Origin of the sequence: Rhodococcus sp. APC 3903 (genome assembly GCF_030407755.1) — a bacterium.
In the GTDB taxonomy this organism is placed as follows: Bacteria; Actinomycetota; Actinomycetes; order Mycobacteriales; family Mycobacteriaceae; genus Rhodococcus_F; species Rhodococcus_F erythropolis.
In genome coordinates this window covers 25,782-49,293 of the sequence record NZ_JASDCV010000016.1, presented here as the reverse complement: position 1 = coordinate 49,293, position 23,512 = coordinate 25,782, and the positions used below count along the sequence as shown (strand labels likewise).

Below are 23,512 nucleotides of genomic sequence, written 5' to 3'. Positions count from 1 at the left end.
ACGTGAGGTAACACATACGTGAGGCGAGGAGTCCGACAGTGTCTGCTTTCGACATCGTGGTCAACGACGGGTTGTGGTTCGACGGGACGGGGGCTCCTGGTCTGCGTCGAAATCTCGGAATTCGAGACGGCGTGGTCGCGGAGGTGTCCACGACGCGCCTGGAGATCGGGCCGGACACCGAGGTGATCGACGCGGCCGGCAAGTGGGTTCTCCCGGGCTTTGTCGACGTCCACACGCACTACGACGCCGAAGCCTTGGTCAGTCCAGGCCTTCCGGAATCGGTTCGCCACGGCGTCACTACGGTCGTGCTCGGCAATTGCTCACTGTCGACGGTGTATTCGACCCCGCGTGAAATCGCTGACCTGTTCAGCCGGGTCGAAGCAGTTCCCCACGACGCGGTGCTGCGCATCCTCGAAGCGAACAAGACCTGGACCGGTCCCGCGGCCTACACCGCCGCACTCGAAGCCCTTCCCCTCGGACCCAATGTCGCGGCATTCATCGGCCACTCCGACATCCGCACGCACGTACTCGGATTGGGGCGCGGCACCGACAAGAAGGTCAAGCCGACCCGCTCGGAACTCGGCCGGATGGGCTCGATGCTCGAGGACGCCATCGATGCGGGGATGCTAGGCCTGTCGTCGATGACCAATGCCCTCGACAAGATCGACGGCGACGAATACCGTTCTCGCTCTTTGCCGTCGACGTATGCACGGTGGAAAGAGTTCCGATTCCTCAACCGCATCCTTCGCGATCGCGGAAAGATCTTGCAGAGCGCTCCGACCATCAACCTGCATCCGAACGTCGCGGCGTTCTTCGCCGAAAGCTCCGCCATCGGACGCAAGAAGCCGCTCAAGACGTCGCTGCTCTCCGGTGCGGATTCGAAGGCCTACCCGGTGATCGTGTACTTCATGCTCGCTGCGGCCCCACTGCTCAATCGCTTCGCGAAGACCGATTTCAAGTGGCAGCACCTTCCGGTTCCCTTCACCGTCTACGCGGATGGAATCGACCTGGTCGTGTTCGAGGAGTTCGGTGCCGGCGCCGCCGCTTTGCATCTCAAGGACCAGGTGGAGCGCAACGAACTGCTCCAGGACGAGTCGTACCGTCGCGCATTCCGTAAGGACTACGACAACAAGTTCTCACCCCGCATCTGGCATCGCAATTTCTACGATGCGGTTATCGTGGGATGCCCGGACGAGACGTTGATCGGCAAGAACTTCGGTCAGGTCGGTGACATCCGCGGAGTGCACCCGGTGGACGCGTACCTCGACCTGGTGGTGAAGTACGGGCGAGATCTTCGCTGGCGCACCACCATTGCCAATCACCGGCCCAAGTTCGCGAAGAAACTCGCCGCGAGTTCCGGTGTGCAGATGGGCTTCGGCGATGCCGGCGCACATCTGCGCAACATGGCGTTCTACAACTACCCGGTGCGACTCCTCAAGCGCGTCAAGGACGCTCAGAGTGACCGCAAGCCGTTCCTCACCATCGAGCGCGCAATCCACCGCCTGACCGGTGAACTGGCGGACTGGTACGGCATCGACGCCGGACATCTACGCCAGGGCGACCGCGCGGACTTCGTTGTCATCGATCCAGCCGGGCTCGACGAGTCGGTCGACGGCTTGTTCGAGGCAACCGTTCCCGAGTACGGCGGGATCAGTCGAATGGTCAACCGCAGCGACGATGCGGCCGTCGCGACAGTGATCAACGGCCGACTCGTCTACCGCGAAGGTGAATTCGCCCCGGGATTCGGCATCGAAAAGACAGGCCAGTTCCTGCGCGCAGGTGAAAAGGCTCCGATTACACGGGCCGCGAAGACTAGCGTGGCGCTATGACTACGCCGGCGGATCGCCTCACCTCGTACTCCCGGTCCGGGCTGACCTTCGACGTACGCGACGAAGGACCGGCAGACGGTCCGGTCGTGGTCCTCCTGCACGGATTTCCGCAGGATTCCCGCTCATGGGATCACCTCGCGCCGTTACTGCACGCCCGCGGCTTCCGCACCGTGGCGCCGGACCAGCGAGGGTACTCACCCGGTGCCCGGCCGAAAGCGCGCTGGGCCTACCGCGGGTCCGAACTCGCCGCCGACACTGTCGCGCTGATCGACACACTCGGTGTGGGGAAGGTGCACCTGGTCGGCCACGACTGGGGTGCCGCGGTCGCGTGGCAGGTGGCTGCCGAACGGCCGGATTTGCTCGATACCGTTACCACGGTGTCGGTTCCGCACCCGCTGGCCTTCATCAAGGCGATGGTGACCAGCACTCAGGGACTGAAATCGTGGTACATGGGGGCGTTCCAATTACCCTTCGTTCCTGAGAAGATTCTGGCCTCGTCATCGCTGGGCGAGAAGTTCCTGGTTTCGAGTGGGCAGACGCCGGAGAATGCGCGGCGCGATCTGAACGCCATGCTCGCTCCCGGCAGACTGCGCGGCGGTCTGAACTGGTACCGCGCGATGTGGATGACCAAGCCGAACCCGGCAGCTGCCCGGGTCACCGTGCCGACCCTGCACGTCTGGAGTGACGGCGACGCCGCCATCGGGCCCAAGGGTTCTGCCCTCACTCCCGCGTTTGTCGACGGTCCGTATCGGTTCGAAGTTCTCCGGGGTGTGAGCCACTGGATTCCCGACGAGGCGCCGACGGAGTTGGACCGGTTGCTCGGCGAGCATTTCAGCAGCTGACCGAGTTGCGTACTGAAGCCCCCGCCGTCCGGCGGGGGCTTCAGTCGTCAGCAAGGTCGTCAGCGAGGTCGTCGACCAACGGTGGTCAGCGAGTTCCGAATCGCTCCTCCACCTGTTCCTTCGTCAGGCCGAACTCCTCGAGCGTGTACTTGTGCGACGGTTTGCGAGCACCCGAGCGGCTTTCCTCGTGCATGGCCTCCATCGACTGCTGGGCGGTAGATGTCAACGGGATGTCGAAGTGCGTGTAGATGTTCTCGACGGTTCCCAGTGGATCGGTGACGAAGTCCTGATAGTCGACGTCGATGAACTGCGCGGGATTGTGGTGTGCGCGTGCACTGTCGAACTGCTCGAGCCCCCTGGCCCACAGTTCGAGCTGACTTTCGCCGATCACCTTGTCGGTGAACGTGTTCGACCAACCCTCTGTCGCCTGGGCGGCCAGGCTGCATACCGACGGAATGATCGTCGTAGGGGAGCGGTGAGTCTGGATGACGAGAGCGTCGGGGTACGCCTCCATCAATTCGTCGAGCGCAAACAGGTGGCTCGGGTTCTTGAGGACCCACCGTCGATCCTGATCGGGCAGACCGATCAGCTGCAGGTTCTTCTTGTGTCGTGCATAGGCGTTCGACCACTCCTGGTCCTTCAGCCATGCGGAGTACGTGGGTAGATTTGCCAGGCACTCGTACGACACGGACTTGAACGTCTGACGCAAGAGTTGCCAACATTCTTCGACTTCGCTGGCCGACATGTAGTGCACGCCCATGAATTCGGGATGCTCGACGTGGTGTTGACCGAATGTCTCCTCGATCTTGGCGAAGACCGGGTTCGATTCCCACGTATCGCGAGGCGGGCGAGGCTGAGGGAACTCGGTCAGCCACATCTCGAGGCCCTGGTGAGCCGGGTCGACCGTGAGGAGGCGGTGCAAGGCAGTGGTGCCCGTCCGTGGCAATCCGGTGACGAAGATCGGCCGCTCGATCTTGACGTCGGCGTGTTCCGGATGCTCCTTCCACGCCGATTCGCTGAGCAGACGGGCCACCAGGGCGCCGCGAAGGAATACCCGAGAGATCTTGCTGCCGAAGGGCTTCAGATCCTCGTCGCGGTCGTAAGACTCGAGGAGGACCGACAGAGCCTCGGTGTAATCGTCGACGCCGAAGTCCGTCAGGCCGGTCATCCGCGTCGCCGAGGCATGGAGATCCTCGACGGTGCCGACGTGAGTGCGTTCAGTCATGGTGCTCCTAGTGATGGAATTCGCCGCAGTTGACGTCGATGCATTGGCCGGTGATCGCGCTGGCCATCGGGGACGCCAGGAAGATCGCCGCATCGGATACTTCATCCGTGGTCGGCAGGCGCTTGAGGTCGGTGTTCGACGCAGTGTGCTCGTAGATCTGCTCGACGGTCATGCCGAACTTCTCCGCCTGGTGCGCGAAGTATCCCTTGAGGGTGTCTCCCCAGATATAGCCGGGTGCAATCGAATTGACACGAATTCCCTGCGGGCCGAGTTCGGTGGCCAGGGACTGCGACATGGCGAGCAGGGCCGACTTCGCCATCTTGTAGCTGCCGTAACGCTCTTGCGAATGCCGCAACACCATCGAATTGATGTTCACCACGGAGCCGTCCGACTCGGCAAGTGCCGGCGTGAACAGCTGAGTCAGGCGCAACGCCCCGAGAACGGTCAGTTCGATGCTGTCGCGGATGTGCTGGTAATCGGTGCGAGCCAACGGTTTCATCGACGGAATCGAGAATGCATTGTTGATCAGAGTGTCGACTTTGCCGTAGGCGGCAATGGACTCGGCCACCAGATTCTCGGCGGAAGCCTGGTCGGTGATGTCGGTGGCAACGGTGACGGCGCGCCCACCGGCATCGACTATTTCTTTCGCAACGTCGTCGAGTCGCGATTGCGTACGTGCTGCGAGAACAAGACTCGCGCCGGCCGACGCACATCGAAGGGCCAGAGCGCGGCCGAGTGCCGGGCCGACTCCGGAGATGACTACTACACGGTCTTCGAGCAAGGCGGTCATGATTACCCCAGCATTCGGTTGTCGATGGCGGCCTGGCGCTGGGCAATGCGCGCTGCCCAGTCCTCGGCGGTGATGGTGTTGGTGTCGAAATGCGGCAGGTGCTTCGCAATATCTGCGACGGCGACGATTTCGACGGTGGGACCGTCCTGCGGCGTCAGCTCGCGGGACACGCGCTGCCAACGGAACTGCAGAATGCCGCGCGGATGTCCGACGGTTTCGATCCAGTTGGTGACACCGGGGTTCTTCTCGCTGACCACCATTCGGACCATCCCGTCCGGATCGACCTGTGCCTGGCCGTTGTTGAGGGAGGTCTGATGATTGACGTAGTCCAGTGAGATGTACCAGAGGCTCCCGAGTTGGAAGCCGAGATACGGTGCGTCGGAGGCGGGAACGGTGATGATCATCGCCTGCTCGTCGGTGAGTTCGTAATGTCCCACCGACGAGTACTGCGTTGCCAGCCCGCCCGGTGTCAGGCGTGGTTCGGTCATGGTGTTGACCGTGAGCTTGAGGTAGAACCACTCCGGGAACTGGAGCCACGTCTTGACCCGCGTGACCAGTGCCTTCCCAGCCCGGGCGTAACGCTTCTCGGTCTCTTCGGCGGTGAGAGGTGGCGGCGCGATCCCGATCGAATCGGTGCGCTCGATGCGGATCACGCCGCGCTGCTGACTCCAGTCGCTGTAGACCTCGCGAACGACCAGCTGCGAGGATCCGGGGGCCAGGGTGTAGTAGTTGGCTCGGCCGTCGGCGGGGCCGGGGCCGAACCAAGCGACGAAGTTGCCGTCGTCGTCTATCTCCAGCTCGCGGTCGTCGAAGGCGATTTCGCTGCCGGGAACGTTCGAGTTGGTGTAGTTCCCACTCAACACCTGGAAGCTGAGATCGGCTGTGGTGCCGCGCTTTCCGGTGACCTTGTATTCCTTGTCGTCGTTGATACGGGCGCCGAAGTAGAGGGTGTCCGGGTTGTCGAGACCCATCTTGGTGAATGGTCCGGTGCCCTGGATGAAACTCGGATGGGTCTTTTCGCTGGCCCAGGCGGCATGCGTCGTCGCGATGATTCCGCCGGCCAGATATTGGTATCCCTCCAGTAGATCCTGTTCGGATCTGATGTGCGGCGCAGTCTCGATCAATTTCTCGGCTTCGGCGATCGCCTCGGCAAACGGGTCCGTCAGCACGCTGGCTCCTCACAGTTCCGACTATGTCGCCGGTCCAGAGCGTCGTGGTACAAATATGTACCTATTTGGTAGATGTTGGGTATTTCGACAATAGAACGCGTTCTAGGGAGTGGTCAATGGGTGGACCGGAGAAGACGCCTGAAGAGGGACGCTCGAGGGGGAGGCAATCGCCTCCCACCGAACGGGTGGTTCAGGTGCTCGACTACCTCGTCGGCCGCCCTGATCAGCGGTTCGGGCTGTCGGAACTGGCCCGCGCGCTCGAGATCAGCAAGCCCACCTGCCTGGGAATCCTCACGGCGCTGGCTGATCGTGGATACCTGACTCGGGACGAGGTGTCGAAGACCTATGGGCTCGGTCCGGCCTTGATCGCGGCCGGACGTGCAGCTCAGCGAGGGTTTGCCGTCGGACCCATTGCCCGCACCCATCTGGAGAAAGTGAGCACGGAGTTCGGAACGACGTGCACGGCGTCCGGTGTGATCGGTGATCAGATCAGCGTTCTCGAAGTGACCGGACCGATCGGAGCGCGTCGCGCTGCCAAGGTCGGTCAGGTGTACCCGTTCGCTCCACCGGTCGGACTGATGTACGTCCTCTGGGGTTCGGATCACGACATGGACAGTTGGCTGGGCAAAGAGCCGAGCCTGCCGGTGCGCTTGGATCGCGAGCGTCTGTGGAACGTGGTCCGCGAGTGTCGCGCTGCGGGGTATCTGGTCGAGAGTCTGGATCCAGTCGGGCAGCGACTGCACACGTTGATGGCGGGCGTTGCGACGCACGATCTTCCGCCGGAGGTGCGTGAACTGCTCGGGGAGATGGTGTCGAGCCTGGGCGAGAGGGTGTACCTCGGGCGCGACATCAGCTCTGACGACGAGCATCCCGTCAGTCTCATCGCGGCCCCGACCTACGACGCCGAGGGGCATCAGGCCCTTGTACTGACACTTTATGTGGGCGGGGCGATTACGGGCGCCGAGATCGAGCGAAGGGCTGTGGCGCTGGTTGCGGCGGCGGATGCGGTGACGGCGGAAGTTGGTGGCCGGAGTCCGGTTCGCGGTTTGTGACGTCTGATTGCCGGTCATTGACCTTTGGGTAGAACGAGTTCTATTCTGTGATTGCGTTCAATTTAGAACCAGTCCGGTACATAAATGTACCGATGCGGAAATGGTGTTCCGCACGGAGTACGTGATGCTCAGGAGCGAAAGACATGGCAACACTCCAGACCCCGCCCGCCTACGAGTTGTCGCATTTGCGGGCACTCGAAGCGGAGGCGGTCCATATTTTCCGCGAAGTCGCAGCGACTTTCGAAAAGCCGGTCCTCCTGTTCTCCGGAGGTAAGGATTCCGTCGTGATGCTGCACGTAGCGGCCAAGGCATTCTGGCCTGCCCCATTGCCGTTCGCCGTGATGCACGTCGACACCGGTCACAATTTCGACGAGGTGATCGAGTTCCGCGACCGCACGGTCGATCGCTTCAACCTGCGTCTTGTCGTCTCCAGCGTGCAGGACGACATCGACGCCGGACGCGTCATCGAGGATACCGGAGTCGGTTCGAGTCGCAATCGCCTGCAGACGCACGCGTTGCTGCGCGGAATTCGCGACAACAAGTTCGACGCCGTGTTCGGTGGTGCTCGCCGAGACGAGGAGAAGGCGCGCGCCAAAGAGAGGGTGTTCAGCTTCCGGGACGAGTTCGGGCAGTGGGATCCCAAGGTGCAGCGACCTGAACTGTGGAACCTGTACAACGGCAAACACCGTAAGGGTGAACACATTCGGATCTTCCCGCTCTCCAACTGGACAGAGCTCGACATCTGGCAGTACATCGAGAAGGAACGGATCGACCTTCCCGGCATCTACTACGCCCATCGTCGCGAAGTTGTTCCGCGCGACGGAATGTTGTTGGCACGCACCCGCTTCCTCGAGCTTCGCGCCGGCGAGGAGTCCTACGAGGCGTTGGTGCGCTTCCGTACGGTCGGCGACGCAACGTGTACCGGATGCGTCGAATCGTCGGCCGAAACACCGGCCGCTGTCGTGGAAGAAGTTGCGGCGAGCCGTATCACGGAGCGTGGCGCAACCAGAGCTGATGACCGGATTTCCGAAGCTGGCATGGAAGATCGTAAGAAAGAGGGGTACTTCTGATGCCGCAACTGCTGAGAGTCGCTACAGCGGGGAGTGTCGACGACGGGAAATCAACACTCATCGGCCGGTTGCTCTACGACTCCAAGTCGATCTTCGAGGACCAACTCGAGGCCGTGGAGCGGAGCAGTCGAGAACGCGGCGACGAGTACGCCAACCTCGCGCTACTGACCGACGGATTGCGCGCCGAGCGTGAACAGGGCATCACGATCGACGTCGCCCACCGGTATTTCGCGACCCCACACCGGAAGTTCATCATCGCGGACACACCCGGGCACGAGCAGTACACCCGCAACATGGTGACCGGCGCTTCGACGGCCGACCTTGCCCTGATCCTGGTGGACGCACGCAAAGGTGTGCTCGAACAGACGCGACGGCACGCTTTCTTGTCGACTCTCCTGGGGATACCCCACCTCGTGCTGTGTGTGAACAAAATGGACCTCGTGGGCTGGTCTCAGGAACGGTTCGAGGAGATCAAGGAAGAATTCCGGCAATTCGCGATCAAACTGGACGTCCACGATCTGACGTTCATTCCGGTGTCGGCGCTGTTGGGGGACAACATCGTTGCCCGGACCGAGAACATGTCCTGGTACGACGGGCCTTCTCTGCTGCACCATCTCGAGCAGGTACACATCGCTTCGGATCGCAACTTGATCGACGCGCGTTTCCCGGTGCAGTACGTGATCCGTCCGCAGAAGCAAACGGATGCCGACCTCCACGATTTCCGGGGATACGCCGGAACGGTTGCCAGTGGCGTCTTCAAACCCGGCGACGAAATCGTGGCTTTGCCTTCAGGATTCACCTCGACGGTGAAGGCAGTCCACGGGCCGGGCGGTGACGTGATCGACGAGGCGTTTGCGCCCTCGGCCGTCTGCATCGAGCTGGCCGACGATCTCGACGTCAGCCGAGGGGACCAATTGTGTCGGCTCAACAACCGGCCGCAGGTCGGGCAGGAAATCGATGCGATGGTCTGTTGGTTGACTGAACAGACCACCCTGTCGGAGAACAACCGCTACTCGTTGCTGCACACCACGCGCTCCACGAAAGCGCAGATCGTCAAGCTCGACTATCGCCTGGACGTCAATTCTCTGCACCGCGACGAGAAGGCAGAATCTCTGTCCCTCAATGAGATCGGTCGCATCTCGATCAAAACGCAGCAGCCGTTGATGTTCGATCCCTACCGCCGCAACCGCGTGACAGGCAGCTTCATCCTCGTGGACGAGACCACGGGCAATACCGTCGCGGCCGGAATGATCAACGGTCCGACACTCAAGGAATCGCGCGTCGTCTGGCACAGTGCGGAGGTTTCTCGCGAGGAACGTGCGACCGCCGGCGCCACCGTCTGGCTCACCGGTCTCTCGGCCTCTGGCAAGTCGACGATCGCGGTCGAACTCGAACGCCGCTTGGTGGCCGCGGGTATCCCGGCGTACCGCCTCGACGGCGACAACCTCCGGCACGGATTGAACGCGGATCTGGGATTCAGTGCCGAGGACCGAGCTGAGAACGTCCGCCGAGTCGGCTCGGTGGCGCAGTTGTTCGCTGATTCAGGTGCAGTGGCAGTGGCCTGCCTGATCAGCCCGTACCGCGAAGATCGTGATCGAGTGCGGGCGGCTCACGAGGCCGCCGGGCTGAAGTTCGTCGAGGTTTACGTCGACACCCCGATCGAGCAATGTGAAGCCCGAGACCCCAAGGGTATGTACGCCAAGGCCAGGGCCGGGGAAATCAAGGGTTTCACCGGAGTCGACGATCCGTACGAGGCTCCAGCCAGTGCCGAGCTGGTGATCAGACCCGAAGACGGAACGCCTACCGAACTTGCGCTGCGAATTATGGAAGTGTTGGACCGGTGAGCGAATCCACACACAGCAGAATCGCCGACGAGGCACTCGCGGCGGAATTGGCGCAGGCCGCTGGTGCGATCCTCCTGGGGATCCGAGCCGAGGGCCTGGGTGTCGACGACGGTCGTGAGCTAGGTCGCCGGGGCGACAAGGCCGCCGATTCCTACATCCTCGACCGGTTGGCCGCCGAGCGGCCGGAGGATTCCGTGCTCTCGGAGGAGTCTGCCGATGATCGCAATCGTCTGGACGCATCCCGGGTTTGGATCATCGATCCGCTGGACGGCTCCAAGGAATACGGCTTGCCGGATCACGCGGATTGGGCAGTGCACGTGGCGCTTTGGGAGCGCGGTAGCGGAATTACCGCAGCCGCGGTTGCTCAGCCGGCGCTCGGAGCGGTGTACTCCAGTGGCGACGAGGCCGATTCGGTTCCCGCGAATTCGCCGCTCCGCGTAGTAGTCAGCGGATCGCGACCGCCCGCATTCACCGAAGCGGTGGCCGCCGAACTCGGCGCCGACGTGGTGCACATGGGATCGGCCGGCGCCAAGGCGATGGCGGTGGTGCGAGGCGAGGTCGACGCCTACCTGCACGCCGGTGGGCAGTGGGAATGGGATTCGGCTGCACCCGTCGGCGTCGCACAGGCGGCCGGGCTGCATTGCAGCCGCATCGACGGTTCACCGCTGCTCTACAACGAATCTCATCCCTACCTTCCGGATCTCGTGATCTGCCGACCGGAGTTGGCTGAGTCGATCCTAGGTGCAATTGCCAAGCACTCCACGGAGTCTGCGGTCAGTGGGCGCGTCGCCATGGCGCGTGAATACGTGAACGCATTGCTCACTCACGACGCAACGAAGGTCCGATTCGCCGCTGACGCCTGGCGAGTCGAGAACGGTCAGCGAACCGGTGACACCGGCGCTTTCATCAGCAACGAGCTCGAACAGGGGCAGCAATATCGCGGAATCGTGGCGATACGTGAACTCGCGCTGCGTGAGTGGGGCGAGAGCGTCGTCGCGCGGTATCTGCTCGACCTCGGAACACCTGGCCAGGCACCGGCCGTCACAGTTTTCGTCACCGAGTACTTCGGGATACCGGCAGGCGAGATCGAAAGCATCCTGGCAATCATCGAACCCTACGACAACGATTCGAAAGAGGCTGGAACACAATGACATCGGACAAGCTGATCACCGATTTCTGCGCGCTGTGGGCGGCCGCCGATGTTGCAAAGATCGTCGACTACTTCACCGATGACGTCGTTTATCACAACATTCCGATGGAGCCCGTGGTCGGTCGCGAGGCCGTCCGGGCGTTCATCGAGCAGTTTGTCGGTGCCTTCGGCAACATCGACTTTCAGATCAAGCGTCAGGTCGCGGACGGCAACACCGTCATGAACGAGCGCGTCGACGTCTTCACCATCAACGGCGCCGAGGTAGCGCTCCCGGTCATGGGGGTATTCGAAGTCGAGGACGGAAAGATCAAAGCCTGGCGCGACTATTTCGACATGGCACCGATCAACGCGGCAGCCGGCCAGGCCTGATCGGGGCGCCTATTCCGCGATGACAGCGTGCGGGTAGTCCGCCGAACGGTGCTGGAAACGCGTAATGGCGGGATTCACGATGACGCCGTCACGGATTTCGATGGCGCGGTCGACGGTCTCGTCTGCCTTCCAGGCCGTCTCTCCTGCCATCACAGTGGGCAGGTAGGGAAGAAGTGATTCGCTGATCTCCCACGACGCGGAGTTCCACAGGTACGACGGGCTGTGATCGACGCCGTAGTAAGTGATGTTGTCGCCGACGATGAAGGTCGGATCCGCGAACGAGGTGGGACGAGCCCAGCTGAACCCCATGCCTTCGTCGCACGAGACGTCGACGATGAGGCTTCCCGGTTGGAAGTCCATGAGATCTTCCTCGGTCAGGAACGTCAGCGGGGCATCCGTGTTCTGCAGCACGCAGTTGACGACGATGTCGTGCTCGGCCAGGAAGCCCGGTACCGGCACGCTGTGGTTGTCGAGCATGACGTGGCTGCCGCGGACGTCGCCGTTGTTGTTGTCGAACGAGACCATTCGCGCCGAGTGGATAGGGGAGCTGACGGCGGTGACGCCGCGCTGAGTCAGTACGTCCACTTCGTGGATACCGTGCGCCTTGAGTGCAGTGACGGCGCCGCGTGCAGTGGCACCGAAACCGATCACGGCAGCAGTGAGACGGCGGCCGTAGTCTCCGGTGGAACCGATCAACTGCAGGGCGTGCAGTACCGAGCAATAGCCGGCCAACTCGTTGTTCTTGTGGAACACATGCAGATTGAACGATCCGTCGCTGTGCCAGAAGTTCATCGCTTCGAAGGCGATGAGAGTCAGTTTCTTGTCGATCGCGATCTGTGTCAGCTCGGTGTCCTGGACACAGTGCGGCCAGCCCCAGAGAACCTGACCCGACCGTAGTTCGGCGAGGTCACGCACCAACGGCTTCGGTAGCAGAACCACATCGGTTTCCGCCAAAATCTGCTTGCGCGTGCGGATTCCGGCCACCAGACGCGAGAGGTAGTCGTCGGAGTAGCCGAAGGGGTGGCCGTAACCCTCTTCGAGGTAGATCCGAGAACGTAGTTCGGCATCGATGCGATCGAAATGCGCAGGATGGATCGGCAACCGGCGTTCTGCCGGTTTGCTCGACTGTCCGATGACTCCAAGGGTGCGTGCGTTGTTCAATTGTGTATCTCTCGATAGGAGCAGGTAGAGATGTCAGGCAGGCGCCTGAGGGACTAGCAGAAGCCGCAGGAACGCTGGCAGATTGCCTCGGCCAGGATCGCGGAAGGCGTGCCGGCTGCGCTGCTGTCGATCGCCGACGGCAACAGAAAGGCGCGCCGGTATGTGCTCAGTCTAGTCCTGAACGGTCCTCGCCCGGCGGCCGGGCGAGGTGCGGTGCTGCTCCGACGTAGGGCTACTGCTCGCGCAGGCGTGAATCCAGCACGGCCAGTTGAATTTTGCTGGCATCCGTGTGTACTTGACGACCTTTGTCGGTGACGTCGATGAAGACTCCGCGCCGGTCAGCCTCGCACAGTGCTCGCTGAACCAGTCCGGCCTTCTCGAGGCGGGCGACGCTGCGGGAGAGCGCACTGGGACTCAGGTACATCTCCGAAGCCAGATCCTGCATCCGTGGACGCTCGCACGAGGTGTCCATGAGTCGGTCGAGGGCCTCGAAGTCGCTCATACTCAGGCCGTGCGCCGACTGCATCTGGCGATCGAGTTCGCACGCGATGTCGTTGTAGCTGGTCGACAACGAGCGCCAGGTGTTGCGCAATTCCGATTCCGACGTCACGACCGCATTCTAGTTGAAGACTCGATTACGTGCAATTGCATTAAATGCTTGTGCATTAAGTGCATGTGCATCTATTCTCGCTGACGTGACTTGCACAGACTCGACACTCAAACCATTCGATTCGCCGGAATCCCCGGGTTCTACGGAATCCACCGATCCGGCCACAGGAGAGGGCTGGTCCCTCAAGCTGTGGGGCATCCTCGCGGTGCTCTGCCTCGTGTTGTTCCTCGACGGTCTCGATGTGTCAATGGTGGGCGTCGCTCTACCGTCCATCGGCAACGAACTGGGCCTGTCCACTACTTCGCTGCAGTGGATCATCAACGGCTACGTCCTCGGATTCGGCGGCTTGTTGCTACTCGGTGGACGTACCGCCGATCTTCTCGGGCGCAGGAAGGTCTTCCTGATCGCGCTGACCGTGTTCGCAATCGCTTCGCTGGTCGGTGGCCTTGTCGACAACGGAACACTGCTGATCGCATCACGATTCGTGAAGGGACTGGCGGCGGCCTTCACTGCGCCGACTGCAATGTCCATTCTCACCACGACGTTCAAGGAAGGTCCGGCCCGTAACCGTGCGCTTTCGGTGTTCTCCGTGTTCGGCGCCAGTGGTTACTCGTCGGGCCTGATCCTGGGTGGACTGTTGACCAGTGCCGGTTGGCGATTCACGTTCCTGATGCCGGTTCCGTTTGCCGTCATCGCTCTGATCGGTGGGTACTTCCTCATTCCGCGGGACCGTCCCGCAGATGCCGGGGGACACGACCTCGTCGGCGCCGTCACCCTGGTGACGGGAATGCTTCTCACCGTGTACACGATGGTTTCGGCTCCGACTCGTGGATGGGCACACCCGATGACGCTGGGTTCGTTCGCCGTCGCTGCCGTGCTTCTGGCGACGTTCTTCTTCGTGGAGAAGAAGGTGGCGCATCCGCTTGTGCGACTTGGGCTTCTACGCGTCGGCACCATCGTTCGTGCGAATCTGGCCATCATCGCGCTCTTCGGTTCCTACCTGAGCTTCCAGTTCATGATGACGATCTTCCTGCAGTCGGCCCTCGGCTGGTCACCCCTGAAGATGGCGATGGCACTGCTCCCCGCGGGCATCATCGTCGCCTTCGGATCACCGTTCGTCGGACGGTTGGTCGACCTGTACGGCAGTGCCAAGCTCATCATCGCGGCACTGACCTCGCTCAGCGTCGGGTACCTCTGGTTCCTCTTCGCGGGCAGCGATTCACCGTCGTACGTCGTGGCGATTCTGCCGAGCGTCATCCTGCTCGGACTCGGATTCGCGTTGGGGTACACCTCGATCATGGCCCAGGCCACCTCCGGCGTCGACGACTCGGAACAGGGATTGGCGTCCGGGCTGGTGAACACCTCCGCTCAGGTCGGTGCGGCGCTCGTACTCGCTCTGACTACCGCCCTCGTGACCGCCGGATCGCACACCGCATCCGGTGCCGGTACCGCCGGATTCGAACAGTTCCATCCCGGACTGATCCTGGTTACCGGAGTCGCGCTGGTGGGCTTGGCGATCACCGTCTCGCCGCTGGTACGTGGAAGGTCGCTGCGGGGAAGATCCGTGCGTGAAAGGCGCGCTGAGGAAGGAAAGGAATTGGCCGAGGTCAACTGAATACTTGCTTCATCCGCGAATGCGCTCGGCCGCGTAGGAGACAATCCTGCGCGGCCGAGTTGCTGTGTCTGAACTATCGGGTGGCAGATTTCAGGGCTGCGTCTTTCGGGGCCGCGTCTTTCAGGGCTGCGTCGAAACTTGTCGACGTAGCTTGCGAACCGAGAATCAAGGCAAGGCGCACCAACATGGCTTCGCGGTCGGACGGATCAGCCTGATCGAGTGCGTTCGACAGTGCCAACCAGACGTGCTCGCGGTGGCCCTCGTCGTCGATCACCGCAGTTGTCGCCGACTGTGCCGTATCGAAGTGCGTCGGCGCAGTGCCGGCGGTGAGGTGCTTGGCCACGTCGTTCAATTGCGTGGGATCGCTGATGCGGCAGAGCGCCAATCCGTCGGGCCGAATCACGAAGATCTCGCCGACACGAGCACCGAGGGCAGATGCGAGATTGCCTTCGGCATCGGGAATCGTGGAGTCGTTAGTTCCCGCGGTGATCACCCGTACGGTTTCCGGTGCAAGGGCCTGAGCGAGGATTTCGGCTTGCGTGTCGAGTTCGGATACCAGCTCAGCTGACAGTCCGAAAGCCAGCAGGCCGAATCCAGTACCGCGCAGACTGTTCAAGGAGGTTTTCGAACCGTCCGCCGAGACCTGGACGACTCTGTCTTCCAGCGGATCCCCGGGCAGTACGCCCTCGGTGCCCGCAGCTGTGGGCCACGTCAGCGGCGAGAGACGGGCGTGCGTTGCACTCGACTGGCGCGGGTTGATGAGGTGCGCGAATTCGCTTCGCTTGGTGGCGAGTTCGAGTACGGCGTCGCGGGTGGTCCGGTAGCCGTGACTGCCGGGCGACATGATGAGCGTCGACTTGCCTGCATTGTCGACGTTCTGCTGCCACGCGCTGCGACGTTCCTTCGAATACGCGTCGAGGATGGCGGTATCGGCAGCTCCGTTGATGACGGCCGCCAGTTGCCACACCAGGGTCTCGGCATCTTCCATGCCAGAGTTGAGGCCACGAACACCGAAGATCGGAACGAGATGCGCGGCGTCGCCGGCAAAGAGCACACGGCCGTGAGTGAAATCTTCCAGGGCGAGTGCATGGGCGCGGTAGAAGCCGAACCATTCCAGGGTCCAGGGGATGTCGCTCTGGAGCCATTCGAGGTGACGCGTGATGCGGTCACGGATGCGATCTTCTTGCGTCTCCGCTTCCGGATCGTCCGACGCATCGAGCTGGTAGTCGATGCGCCAGATGTCCCGTGGTTGGCGGTGCATGATGATCGTGGAGCCCGGGTTGCTGGGTGCGTCGAACCACACCAGACGCTCGGCCGGGAGTTCCGATTCCCAATGAATGTCGGCAATGACGTAGTTGCCCTCGTAGCTGTTGCCCTGCAAGCGGATTCCGCTGAGTTCGCGCATCTTGCTGCGTCCACCGTCGGCAGCCACGACCCACGCCGCACGCAGTTCGCGGGTTCCGAACGCGGTGTCGACGGTCAGAGTTACCTCGTCGTCACCGCCGGAGATGCCGGCGATCGACGACGACCAGTGGAAGTTCACCAGTGGGTGGGCGAGCAACTTGTCGGTCATGATCTGTTCGAACTCGGATTGCGAGACGTTGACCATGGGTCCGCGCGCGTCGTGCTCGGCGGATGCCATCCGGAACTGCAGTACTTCCTGATCGCGGTAGTAACTCCGACCACCCACCCACGGTAGAACGATGTCTTCGAGTTCGGCGCCGAAACCAAGGCGTTCGGCAACTTCGAGACTGTGCCGTGACACGCAGATCGCGCGACTGCCGAACGAGACCTGATCGGCCGCTTCGAGAATCGTGACGGGAATGCCGCGCTGGGCCAAGCCCATGGCTACGCCCATGCCGACTGGGCCGGCTCCGACGATCACGACGGGAAGTGCGTCGGCCGAAGGCGCCATGGAAGCGAAGTCCTCGGGGGCGTACTTCTTCGGATGAAAGTAGGTCGACATGGTCACGAGGCTTTCTGTGCGGCAGTGTTTTTCGGGATCAGTTGAGGTTCCGGGAGTAGCAGGATGGAAACCAAGCTGATCACGGCAATGATCACGAAGTAAACGGTGATGGCGAACGAGGTGTCGAAGGCGGCGTAGAGCGCGGTGGCGATCATCGGGGCCAGACCGCCGCCGAGGATTGCGCCGATCTGGTAGCCGAGTGACGCTCCGCTGTAGCGGATGTGTGCGGGGAACAATTCGGCGAACAGTGCCGCTTGTGGGCCGGCGCAGCAGCCGAGCGTGAAGCCGAGGGCGATCATCGATACGAGCATCACCGGGACGATCGCTGTGTCGATCAGCGGAAAGAACACCGCTGCCGCCACTACCAGGGTGATCGAACTGCGGATGTAGACGGTCCGGCGTCCGAGAGTGTCCGACTTGTGAGCGCTGAAAGCCATTCCCGCCATCCAGAACGGGCAGGATGCGATGAGGAGGAAGAGCATCGTGGTTTTGCTGAAGCCGAGTTCGGTCTCGCCGTATTTGAGCACGTAAACCATGTACGCGTACGCAATTCCGTTGGTGGCGATGAAGGTTCCACCGGCGAGGAGCACTGTCTTCCAGTGTCTGGTGAGAACCTCGAGAATCGGCATGGACTCCGCCGGTGCTTCGGACTTCGAAGCGGTGAACTCGTCACTTTCCTCGAGGCCGAGACGGATCCACATCGCAACGCCCACAAGAACTGCGCTGAGCAGGAACGGGATTCGCCATCCCCAGGAGTTGAATGCATCGTCGTCCATGAAGGCGGCGAGGGGGAGATAGACGAGATTGGCCACCAGTACGCCTGCGGGAACACCGATTTGTGGTGCGCTGCCGTACAGCCCCTTCTTGCCCTCCGGTGCGTTTTCGGTGGCGACCAGAACTGCGCCGCCCCACTCGCCGCCGACACCGAGTCCCTGAACGAATCGCAAGGTCACCAGGAGTATGGGGGCGAAGACGCCGATGGCGGCGTAGTTGGGTAGCAGGCCGATGGCAACGGTGGCGCAGCCCATCAGCATCAACGAGGTGACCAACATGGATTTGCGTCCGATGCGGTCGCCGAAGTGGCCCATCACGATTCCGCCGATGGGACGCGCGACGAATCCGACGGCGAGGGTGGCGAAGGCGGCCAGGGTGCCGGCCAGATCGGACGTGCCGGGGAAGAACTGCTTGCCGAGCACGAGCGCGGCGGCGGTGCCGTAGATGAAGAAGTCGTACCACTCGATGGCGGTGCCGACAAAGCTGCCGAGGGCGGCCTTGCGCGCCTTGACCGTCGCGGCGGTGCGCGTAGCGGTCGGTGAGGCGATGGAGGTCATGAAGTGCCTTTCGAGATGAATGTGGCTTGAAGAAACAATGACGTGCGCCACAACAATTGAAAAGCGAAAGAATTGGAGGTTCTTGCACGGAAAATACGTGGAACCAGCTCCGCTGCCTGGTAGTGGGACTATTGGGCAGGTTCCGAGGGTGAAACGAATTCTATGAAAGCGCGTGCGACGCGGCTGAGGCGAGTGTTCTGGTGCCACGCGAGAACTACGTGCACCGACGGCACGACAGGGGAAGCGATGGTCTTGACGACTACCTCGAGCCCCTCGTACGTGACGTCCATCTTGGGGCGCTGGAGCAACAGCGTCCAGCCGAGTCCGCGCCCGACAAATGCCCGCGCCGTCTCGAAGTTCGCGGTTCTGTATGCAACCTTCGGGATGAATCCGCCTGCGCGGCAGACGTCGAGCGCGTGTTTGGTGCTCGGCGGCGCGTCGAGGAGAACCATCGGGTGGTCCGCGAGGTCCGGAAGATGGATCGGTCGCTCGGACCGCGCGAGTGGGTGTTCTGCACCCAGGACGATCAAGGGTTCGCGGATGGCCAACGGAACTGTGCGCAATTGTGGAGACAGGTCCAGGTCGTAAGCGATCGCGAGGTCCAACTCGCCGTTCTCGAGATGTGTCTGGAGCCGATTCTGAGTGTCCTCGCGGAACTCCACCTGCGCGTCGGGATTCTCACGGGTGAACCCGGCGATCATCGACGGCAATACCGTCGGCCCCAGAGCGGGATAGCAACCGATCGCGATGGGCCCCGACACGTTTCCGCCGGTTCCGAGCGCATCGGATTCGAGCTCCCCGGCTTGCTGAAGTAGCGCCCGGGCGCGCACCAGAACGGATTCGCCGGTGCGGGTCAGTTGAATGCCGAATGAGCGACGGCGAACGCACAGTTGAACTTTGAGCGCGCGTTCGAGTTCGGTGAGCGACGCGGACAGGGCAGAGGGGGAGAGGTGCAAGCGCTCGGCCGCGGCGCTGATCGTCCCGGTCTCGGCTACCGCGACAAACGCAGCAAGCTGACGCATCGTGTACGTGGGAGCAGGATCGATGCGAGGCATGAGATCGACAGTAGTCGGATAGATTGCCCTGTATATTTTGGTGCGGCACCGTGGAGAAGTCGAAGATCAATCGCTGACCTGCGTCTTCGTGGTGCCCCCGGCAGGATTCGAACCTGCGACCTTTCGCTCCGGAGGCGAACGCTCTATCCCCTGAGCTACGGGGGCGCACCGAACTTTCGGTGTGCCGATTGGGCTGCGTTAGCGTAGCGCATCACGGGGGGCCAAGACCAAACCGGCACCCGTCTCGGCATGGCGTCGTCGCGGGAGGCAGTCGAGGATGCGGCCGGGGACCATGGTCGTCGAATCATCTGTACCGACTGACTCGGATGCTTTTTACGCCTAGGCTCGGCTCTGAGCACAGGCTCGGGCGGACTGCTCGGGCACCCTCGTGAGGTACGGGAGTCGTTGATGACCGATCACCACTATTCCGAAGACCAGCTCGCGCTCGACCTGAAGTGGTGGGCAGCGGCCAACTACCTGACCGTTGCGCAGATCTATCTGAAAGACAACACGCTTCTGCGGGAACCGTTGCGAGCCGAGCACATCAAGCCTCGACTGCTCGGGCACTGGGGGACCAGCCCCGGCCTGTCGATGATCTACACGCTCCTCAATCGGCACATCGTCGCCACTGATGCTGACTGGCTGTACGTCACCGGCCCGGGGCACGGCGGCCCGGCGCTGGTCGCGTCGACGTATCTCGAGGGAACGTATTCGGAGATCTATCCGGAAGTCTCGGACGACGCCGAGGGTATCCACCGGATGTGTCGGCGATTCTCGGCTCCCGGCGGAGTGCCCAGCCATGTGAGTGTGCAGACACCCGGAAGCATCCACGAAGGAGGCGAGCTCGGCTACGCCCTTGCACATGCGGCCGGCGCTGCCTTCGATCATCCGAACCTCGTGGTGGCCTGTGTGATCGGCGACGGCGAAGCCGAGACCGGGCCGTTGTCCGGCTCGTGGAAGCTCCCGGCGTTCCTCAATCCGCGGCGCGACGGCGCGGTGTTGCCGATCCTGCACGTGAACGGCGCCAAGATCGCGGGCCCGACCGTGTACGGGCGCAGCAGCGACGAAGACATTCAGGCCTACCTCGGCGGCCAGGGGTGGGCGCCGATCGTCGTCTCCGGTGACGACCCCGACGTCGTGTTTCCTCAGTTGTATCAAGCGATCTCGCAGGCACACGAGAAGATCCGCGAGATGCAGGGTGCCGCACGCCGCGGCGACGAGTGGACGGGTTCGTGGCCGGCAATAGTCTTGCGGACGCCGAAAGGATGGACCGGTCCACACACCGTCGACGGAATCTTGGTCGAGGGCACACATCGTGCGCACCAGGTGCCGTTGTCCGGCGTGCGAACCAACGAATCGCATCTGCGGCAACTCGAAGAGTGGATGCGGTCGTACCGTCCGGACGAGTTGTTCGACGCCAACGGATCACTCGTCGCGGAACTGGCGGCGCTCTCGCCGGCGGGGGACAAGCGCATGGGGAGCACTCCCTACGCGAACGGTGGACGACTTCGCGTCGATCTCCCGATGCCGCCGCTCGAAAAGTACGCGCTTCCCATCCAATCCCCGGGTTCGACCTTCCACGAGACGACGCGAGTGCTCGGCGAGCTTCTGCGCGACATCTACGCCGCCACGGAAACCGAGGACAGCGGCGGGATCTTCCGACTCTTCTGTCCGGACGAGACGTCGAGCAATCGCCTCGGCGCCGTGTTCGAGACAACCGACCGCTGCTGGCAACTGCCGATCACCGACTACGACGACGGGCTGTCCGCGGACGGTCGTGTCATGGAGGTCCTCAGCGAGCACCTCTGCGAAGGTTGGCTCGAGGGCTATCTGTTGTCCGGTCGACACGGGATGTTCGCGAGCTACGAAGCATTTGCGATGGTGAGCGTGTCGATGCTCATCCAGCACGCCAAGTGGCTCCAACATGCCGTCGACCTGCCGTGGCGGGCGTCCGTCGCTTCGCTCAACGTGCTGCTGACCAGTACATGCTGGCGCAACGACCACAACGGATTCAGTCATCAGGGCCCCGGCATGATCGACGCCGTTATTCCCTTGGCGCCCAGTGTGATCCGCGTGTGGCTGCCGCCGGATTCCAACACCTTGCTCTCGATCTCGGACCACTGCCTGCGTAGTACCGACCACGTCAACCTGATAGTCGTGGACAAGCAACCGCACCTGCAGTACCTCACGCTCGAGCAAGCGCACGAGCACTGCGCGGCCGGAGCTTCGGTGTGGGAATGGGCCGGAACCGAGGCTCGCGGACAGGAACCGGACGTGGTGCTGGCCGCTGCGGGAGATGTGCCGACGCAGGAGATCCTGGCTGCCGCGCAGTTGCTGCGCGATCACACACCCGAACTGATCACCCGCGTCGTCAACGTCGTCGATCTGATGGCCTTGCTGACGCCAACCGAGCATCCCCACGGATTCGGGGAGCGGGTCTTCCTCGATCTGTTCACCGCGCAGACCGACGTCGTGTTCGCATTCCACGGGTACTCGCGTGCGGTGCACGAACTGATTCACGGGCGTCCGAGTCCCGAGCGCTTCCACGTTCGCGGATTCAGTGAACAGGGAACAACCACAACACCGTTCGACATGGTTGTCCTCAACAAGATGAGCCGCTACCACCTGGTGATCGAGGCGCTACGACGCTCCAAGCGTCGGCCGGCCGGGGCTTCCGAGTTGGCGGAGTTCTGCCGGACACAGCTCGAAAAGCACTCGCGTTACATCGTCGAGCACCTCGAAGACATGCCGGAGGTAGAAAACTGGACCTGGTCCTGAAATTCAGGACCAGGCCCAGTTGGGTCTGAACATTCTCGGTTCAGCGCAGTGCAGTGCAGTGCAGCTCAGTTCATGGGCAGCGGCACTGCGCCGCGAGCCGCCAACATGTCGGTCATCAGCTTGGACTCGCTCTGCTGCGTGTTGACCATGGTCTGTGCCAGGCTGCGCACCGGACCCTCGGTGGCGTCGGCAGCTGCGTACTCCATCATCGGAAGCCCACCTTCGTGGTGACGAAGCATCAACTGCAGGAACAAGGTGTCGAGTTGCAGGCCTTCCGCCGCGCGGAGAGCCGCGAGGTCCTCGGGGGACGCCATGCCGGGCATCGTGTCGACCGGGCCGGAATGAGCCATGTCCATCGTGGCCGAAGTCCCGTGCGATCCGTGGCCGGAGCCCGAATCCGACGACATCCACTCCATGTACGGACCCACCTTGGACAGCGGCTGATCCCACATGGTCAGCCACGCCTGCATCTGACCGAGCTGGTTCTGCTGCGTGGTCAAGATGTCGAACGCCAGCGTGCGTACGTCGTTGTCCGTGGACTTCGTCAGGGCGATGGACGCCATGTCCACGGCCTGGCTGTGGTGCACGCTCATGTCCTGAGCGAAGCCCACGTCCACCGAATCCGAGGCCGGAACGGTCAGTGACGACTTCGCATCGGGTCCGAGGAGGTTGGTCAGTGCGCCGAGGGCAAAACCGACGGCGATCGCGCCGATCAGACCGATGATCAGCAGTGCGGTGCGCTGACTCGGCTTCGAAGGCTGATCGGTGGTCTCTGAACTATTCACCGGACTATCCACCGGCGGGAATCTGTTCGTCGGTGGCCGGGGTCGCGCCCGTGCCGTCCATCTGGATGGCGTCGGCGCCCGGAGGTGTCGGATCGAACGGCGACGTCGACGGGGTGAACAGCGGGTTGGTGCAGCTCGCTCCGACCTCGGGGTAGACGTTCGGGTTCTGGTTCAACGCGGTGATGAACTGATCGATGCGATCGTCGTCGGCCTTGTCGATCTCGAGGCGGTGGCCCCACGACTGCAGAGAAATGGGGCTGCTCTGGCCGGGGTACGGCGACATCAGCATGTAGGACTTGCCGTTGACGCGTGCGGCGAGGCTGTCGATCTGGTCCTGGTCGACGAGATCGGGGTTGTACGTGATCCAGATGGCGCCGTGCTCGAGCGAGTGGACGGCGTTCTCGGTGCGGATCGGGTCGGCGTACACGGTTCCGGTGCAGTTCGCCCAGGTGGCGTCGTGCGGGCCACCGAACGGCGGGGTCTGGTCGTACGCCACGCGCTGAGTGGAATCGACGTGCTGGCCGGCCGGGTACTCGATCTTGAGGACGCCGTCGATCTTGTCGGACGGATCCTTGTTCTCGGAGCTGTACTTGTACGGCTCGAGGGCCTGCCGCTCCTCGACCTTGGGCCACAGATTGATACCGAGCACGGCGATGAGTGCGAGCACAGCCACACCGGCGCCGATCGACAGCCAGGGGATCTGGCGGGGAGCGGGGACGCCGCCCTTACCCTTCTTGGCCGGCCGACTGTTCTTGTTGGCGGCCTTGATGGCCTTGGCTGATTTGGCCCCGGAGTTCTTGTTGGGACCGCGACTATCGGAACCGCTTGGCATCGATTGGGCTCTTTCGGTGTGTGGGCTTGAGGTGTGGCG

Annotated in this window: 19 protein-coding genes and 1 tRNA gene; 9 read left to right on the top strand and 11 right to left on the bottom strand. The window is 62.6% G+C overall.

Annotation, left to right across the window (positions count from 1 at the left end):
* The first annotated feature begins 38 nt into the window (after positions 1-38).
* On the top strand, positions 39-1,829 hold the full coding sequence (locus tag QMA15_RS22025; protein ID WP_020970060.1) for an amidohydrolase family protein: 1,791 nt from the start codon (positions 39-41) through the stop codon (positions 1,827-1,829).
* A complete protein-coding gene (locus QMA15_RS22020; protein ID WP_019749200.1) occupies positions 1,826-2,671 on the top strand; it encodes an alpha/beta fold hydrolase in 846 nt (281 codons plus the stop codon). The genes QMA15_RS22025 and QMA15_RS22020 overlap by 4 nt, the downstream gene beginning before the upstream one ends.
* A gap of 85 nt (positions 2,672-2,756) precedes the next feature.
* Here QMA15_RS22020 and QMA15_RS22015 read toward each other — a convergent pair whose 3' ends face one another.
* Genes QMA15_RS22015 through QMA15_RS22005 form a run of 3 tightly spaced genes read right to left on the bottom strand, consistent with a single transcriptional unit; the run spans position 2,757 to position 5,855 of the window.
* Positions 2,757-3,896 (bottom strand): sulfotransferase, encoded by a 1,140-nt coding sequence (locus QMA15_RS22015; RefSeq protein ID WP_279164003.1) that lies wholly within the window; start codon positions 3,894-3,896, stop codon positions 2,757-2,759.
* 7 nt (positions 3,897-3,903) lie between these two features.
* Positions 3,904-4,686, bottom strand: coding sequence for an SDR family oxidoreductase (locus QMA15_RS22010; protein ID WP_007726165.1), 783 nt, complete (start codon positions 4,684-4,686; stop codon positions 3,904-3,906).
* 2 nt (positions 4,687-4,688) lie between these two features.
* A complete protein-coding gene (locus tag QMA15_RS22005; RefSeq protein ID WP_021334277.1) occupies positions 4,689-5,855 on the bottom strand; it encodes a hypothetical protein in 1,167 nt (388 codons plus the stop codon).
* Positions 5,856-5,971: 116 nt separating this feature from the next.
* On the opposite strand from QMA15_RS22005, the gene QMA15_RS22000 reads away from it, so the two are divergent.
* The 5 genes from QMA15_RS22000 to QMA15_RS21980 all read left to right on the top strand — a co-directional run bounded on the left by QMA15_RS22000 (position 5,972) and on the right by QMA15_RS21980 (position 11,340).
* Entirely contained in the window at positions 5,972-6,907 is a 936-nt protein-coding gene (locus QMA15_RS22000) for a helix-turn-helix domain-containing protein (RefSeq protein WP_019749196.1), read from the top strand.
* Positions 6,908-7,050: 143 nt separating this feature from the next.
* Positions 7,051-7,977 (top strand): sulfate adenylyltransferase subunit CysD, encoded by a 927-nt coding sequence (gene cysD, locus QMA15_RS21995; RefSeq protein ID WP_019749195.1) that lies wholly within the window; start codon positions 7,051-7,053, stop codon positions 7,975-7,977.
* Positions 7,977-9,821 carry an adenylyl-sulfate kinase gene (gene cysC / locus QMA15_RS21990; RefSeq protein ID WP_019749194.1) on the top strand — a complete coding sequence of 615 codons (1,845 nt, stop codon included), beginning with the start codon at positions 7,977-7,979 and terminating at the stop codon, positions 9,819-9,821. Before cysD ends, cysC begins: the two co-directional genes overlap by 1 nt.
* Positions 9,818-10,972: a 3'(2'),5'-bisphosphate nucleotidase CysQ gene (locus QMA15_RS21985; protein ID WP_047889193.1), complete on the top strand. Its 1,155-nt coding sequence runs from the start codon at positions 9,818-9,820 to the stop codon at positions 10,970-10,972. The genes cysC and QMA15_RS21985 overlap by 4 nt, the downstream gene beginning before the upstream one ends.
* Complete coding sequence (locus QMA15_RS21980; RefSeq protein WP_042952314.1) at positions 10,969-11,340, top strand: limonene-1,2-epoxide hydrolase family protein; 372 nt, start codon at positions 10,969-10,971, stop codon at positions 11,338-11,340. Before QMA15_RS21985 ends, QMA15_RS21980 begins: the two co-directional genes overlap by 4 nt.
* A 9-nt stretch (positions 11,341-11,349) precedes the next feature.
* On the opposite strand, the gene QMA15_RS21975 is transcribed toward QMA15_RS21980, so the two are convergent.
* Positions 11,350-12,501: a N(5)-(carboxyethyl)ornithine synthase gene (locus QMA15_RS21975; protein WP_019749192.1), complete on the bottom strand. Its 1,152-nt coding sequence runs from the start codon at positions 12,499-12,501 to the stop codon at positions 11,350-11,352.
* 232 nt (positions 12,502-12,733) lie between these two features.
* Positions 12,734-13,111: a MarR family transcriptional regulator gene (locus QMA15_RS21970; RefSeq protein WP_019749191.1), complete on the bottom strand. Its 378-nt coding sequence runs from the start codon at positions 13,109-13,111 to the stop codon at positions 12,734-12,736.
* Between the two features lie 85 nt (positions 13,112-13,196).
* Between QMA15_RS21970 and QMA15_RS21965 the strand changes: the two genes are divergently transcribed.
* The gene (locus QMA15_RS21965; RefSeq protein ID WP_290286438.1) at positions 13,197-14,726 is read left to right on the top strand and encodes an MFS transporter; all 1,530 of its coding nucleotides are present in this window, start codon (positions 13,197-13,199) and stop codon (positions 14,724-14,726) included.
* Positions 14,727-14,799: 73 nt separating this feature from the next.
* Here the strand turns inward: QMA15_RS21965 and QMA15_RS21960 are convergent, their stop codons facing one another.
* From QMA15_RS21960 to QMA15_RS21945, 4 genes are all read right to left on the bottom strand, one after another.
* The gene (locus QMA15_RS21960; RefSeq protein WP_279164082.1) at positions 14,800-16,692 is read right to left on the bottom strand and encodes an FAD-dependent monooxygenase; all 1,893 of its coding nucleotides are present in this window, start codon (positions 16,690-16,692) and stop codon (positions 14,800-14,802) included.
* 2 nt (positions 16,693-16,694) lie between these two features.
* Positions 16,695-18,023, bottom strand: coding sequence for an MFS transporter (locus QMA15_RS21955; protein WP_019749188.1), 1,329 nt, complete (start codon positions 18,021-18,023; stop codon positions 16,695-16,697).
* Positions 18,024-18,151: 128 nt separating this feature from the next.
* Positions 18,152-19,078 carry a LysR family transcriptional regulator gene (locus tag QMA15_RS21950; protein ID WP_019749187.1) on the bottom strand — a complete coding sequence of 309 codons (927 nt, stop codon included), beginning with the start codon at positions 19,076-19,078 and terminating at the stop codon, positions 18,152-18,154.
* 89 nt (positions 19,079-19,167) lie between these two features.
* A tRNA-Arg gene (locus tag QMA15_RS21945) sits at positions 19,168-19,243 on the bottom strand.
* Between the two features lie 243 nt (positions 19,244-19,486).
* Between QMA15_RS21945 and QMA15_RS21940 the strand changes: the two genes are divergently transcribed.
* Positions 19,487-21,856 (top strand): phosphoketolase family protein, encoded by a 2,370-nt coding sequence (locus tag QMA15_RS21940; protein WP_290286436.1) that lies wholly within the window; start codon positions 19,487-19,489, stop codon positions 21,854-21,856.
* Between the two features lie 65 nt (positions 21,857-21,921).
* On the opposite strand, the gene QMA15_RS21935 is transcribed toward QMA15_RS21940, so the two are convergent.
* On the bottom strand, positions 21,922-22,641 hold the full coding sequence (locus QMA15_RS21935; protein ID WP_019749185.1) for a DUF305 domain-containing protein: 720 nt from the start codon (positions 22,639-22,641) through the stop codon (positions 21,922-21,924).
* A 4-nt stretch (positions 22,642-22,645) separates the two neighbouring features.
* Positions 22,646-23,473 carry a DUF3105 domain-containing protein gene (locus tag QMA15_RS21930; RefSeq protein ID WP_020908297.1) on the bottom strand — a complete coding sequence of 276 codons (828 nt, stop codon included), beginning with the start codon at positions 23,471-23,473 and terminating at the stop codon, positions 22,646-22,648.
* Positions 23,474-23,512: the final 39 nt, after the last annotated feature.

Coding starts and splice junctions, on each gene's coding strand:
- QMA15_RS21930 (WP_020908297.1), bottom strand. CDS start 23,473: ATGCCAAGCGGTTCCGATAGTCGCGGTCCCAACAAGAACTCCGGGGCC.
- QMA15_RS22015 (WP_279164003.1), bottom strand. CDS start 3,896: ATGACTGAACGCACTCACGTCGGCACCGTCGAGGATCTCCATGCCTCG.
- cysD (WP_019749195.1), top strand. CDS start 7,051: ATGGCAACACTCCAGACCCCGCCCGCCTACGAGTTGTCGCATTTGCGG.
- QMA15_RS21955 (WP_019749188.1), bottom strand. CDS start 18,023: ATGACCTCCATCGCCTCACCGACCGCTACGCGCACCGCCGCGACGGTC.
- QMA15_RS22010 (WP_007726165.1), bottom strand. CDS start 4,686: ATGACCGCCTTGCTCGAAGACCGTGTAGTAGTCATCTCCGGAGTCGGC.
- QMA15_RS21980 (WP_042952314.1), top strand. CDS start 10,969: ATGACATCGGACAAGCTGATCACCGATTTCTGCGCGCTGTGGGCGGCC.
- QMA15_RS21960 (WP_279164082.1), bottom strand. CDS start 16,692: ATGTCGACCTACTTTCATCCGAAGAAGTACGCCCCCGAGGACTTCGCT.
- QMA15_RS21950 (WP_019749187.1), bottom strand. CDS start 19,078: ATGCCTCGCATCGATCCTGCTCCCACGTACACGATGCGTCAGCTTGCT.
- QMA15_RS22000 (WP_019749196.1), top strand. CDS start 5,972: ATGGGTGGACCGGAGAAGACGCCTGAAGAGGGACGCTCGAGGGGGAGG.
- cysC (WP_019749194.1), top strand. CDS start 7,977: ATGCCGCAACTGCTGAGAGTCGCTACAGCGGGGAGTGTCGACGACGGG.
- QMA15_RS22020 (WP_019749200.1), top strand. CDS start 1,826: ATGACTACGCCGGCGGATCGCCTCACCTCGTACTCCCGGTCCGGGCTG.
- QMA15_RS21940 (WP_290286436.1), top strand. CDS start 19,487: ATGACCGATCACCACTATTCCGAAGACCAGCTCGCGCTCGACCTGAAG.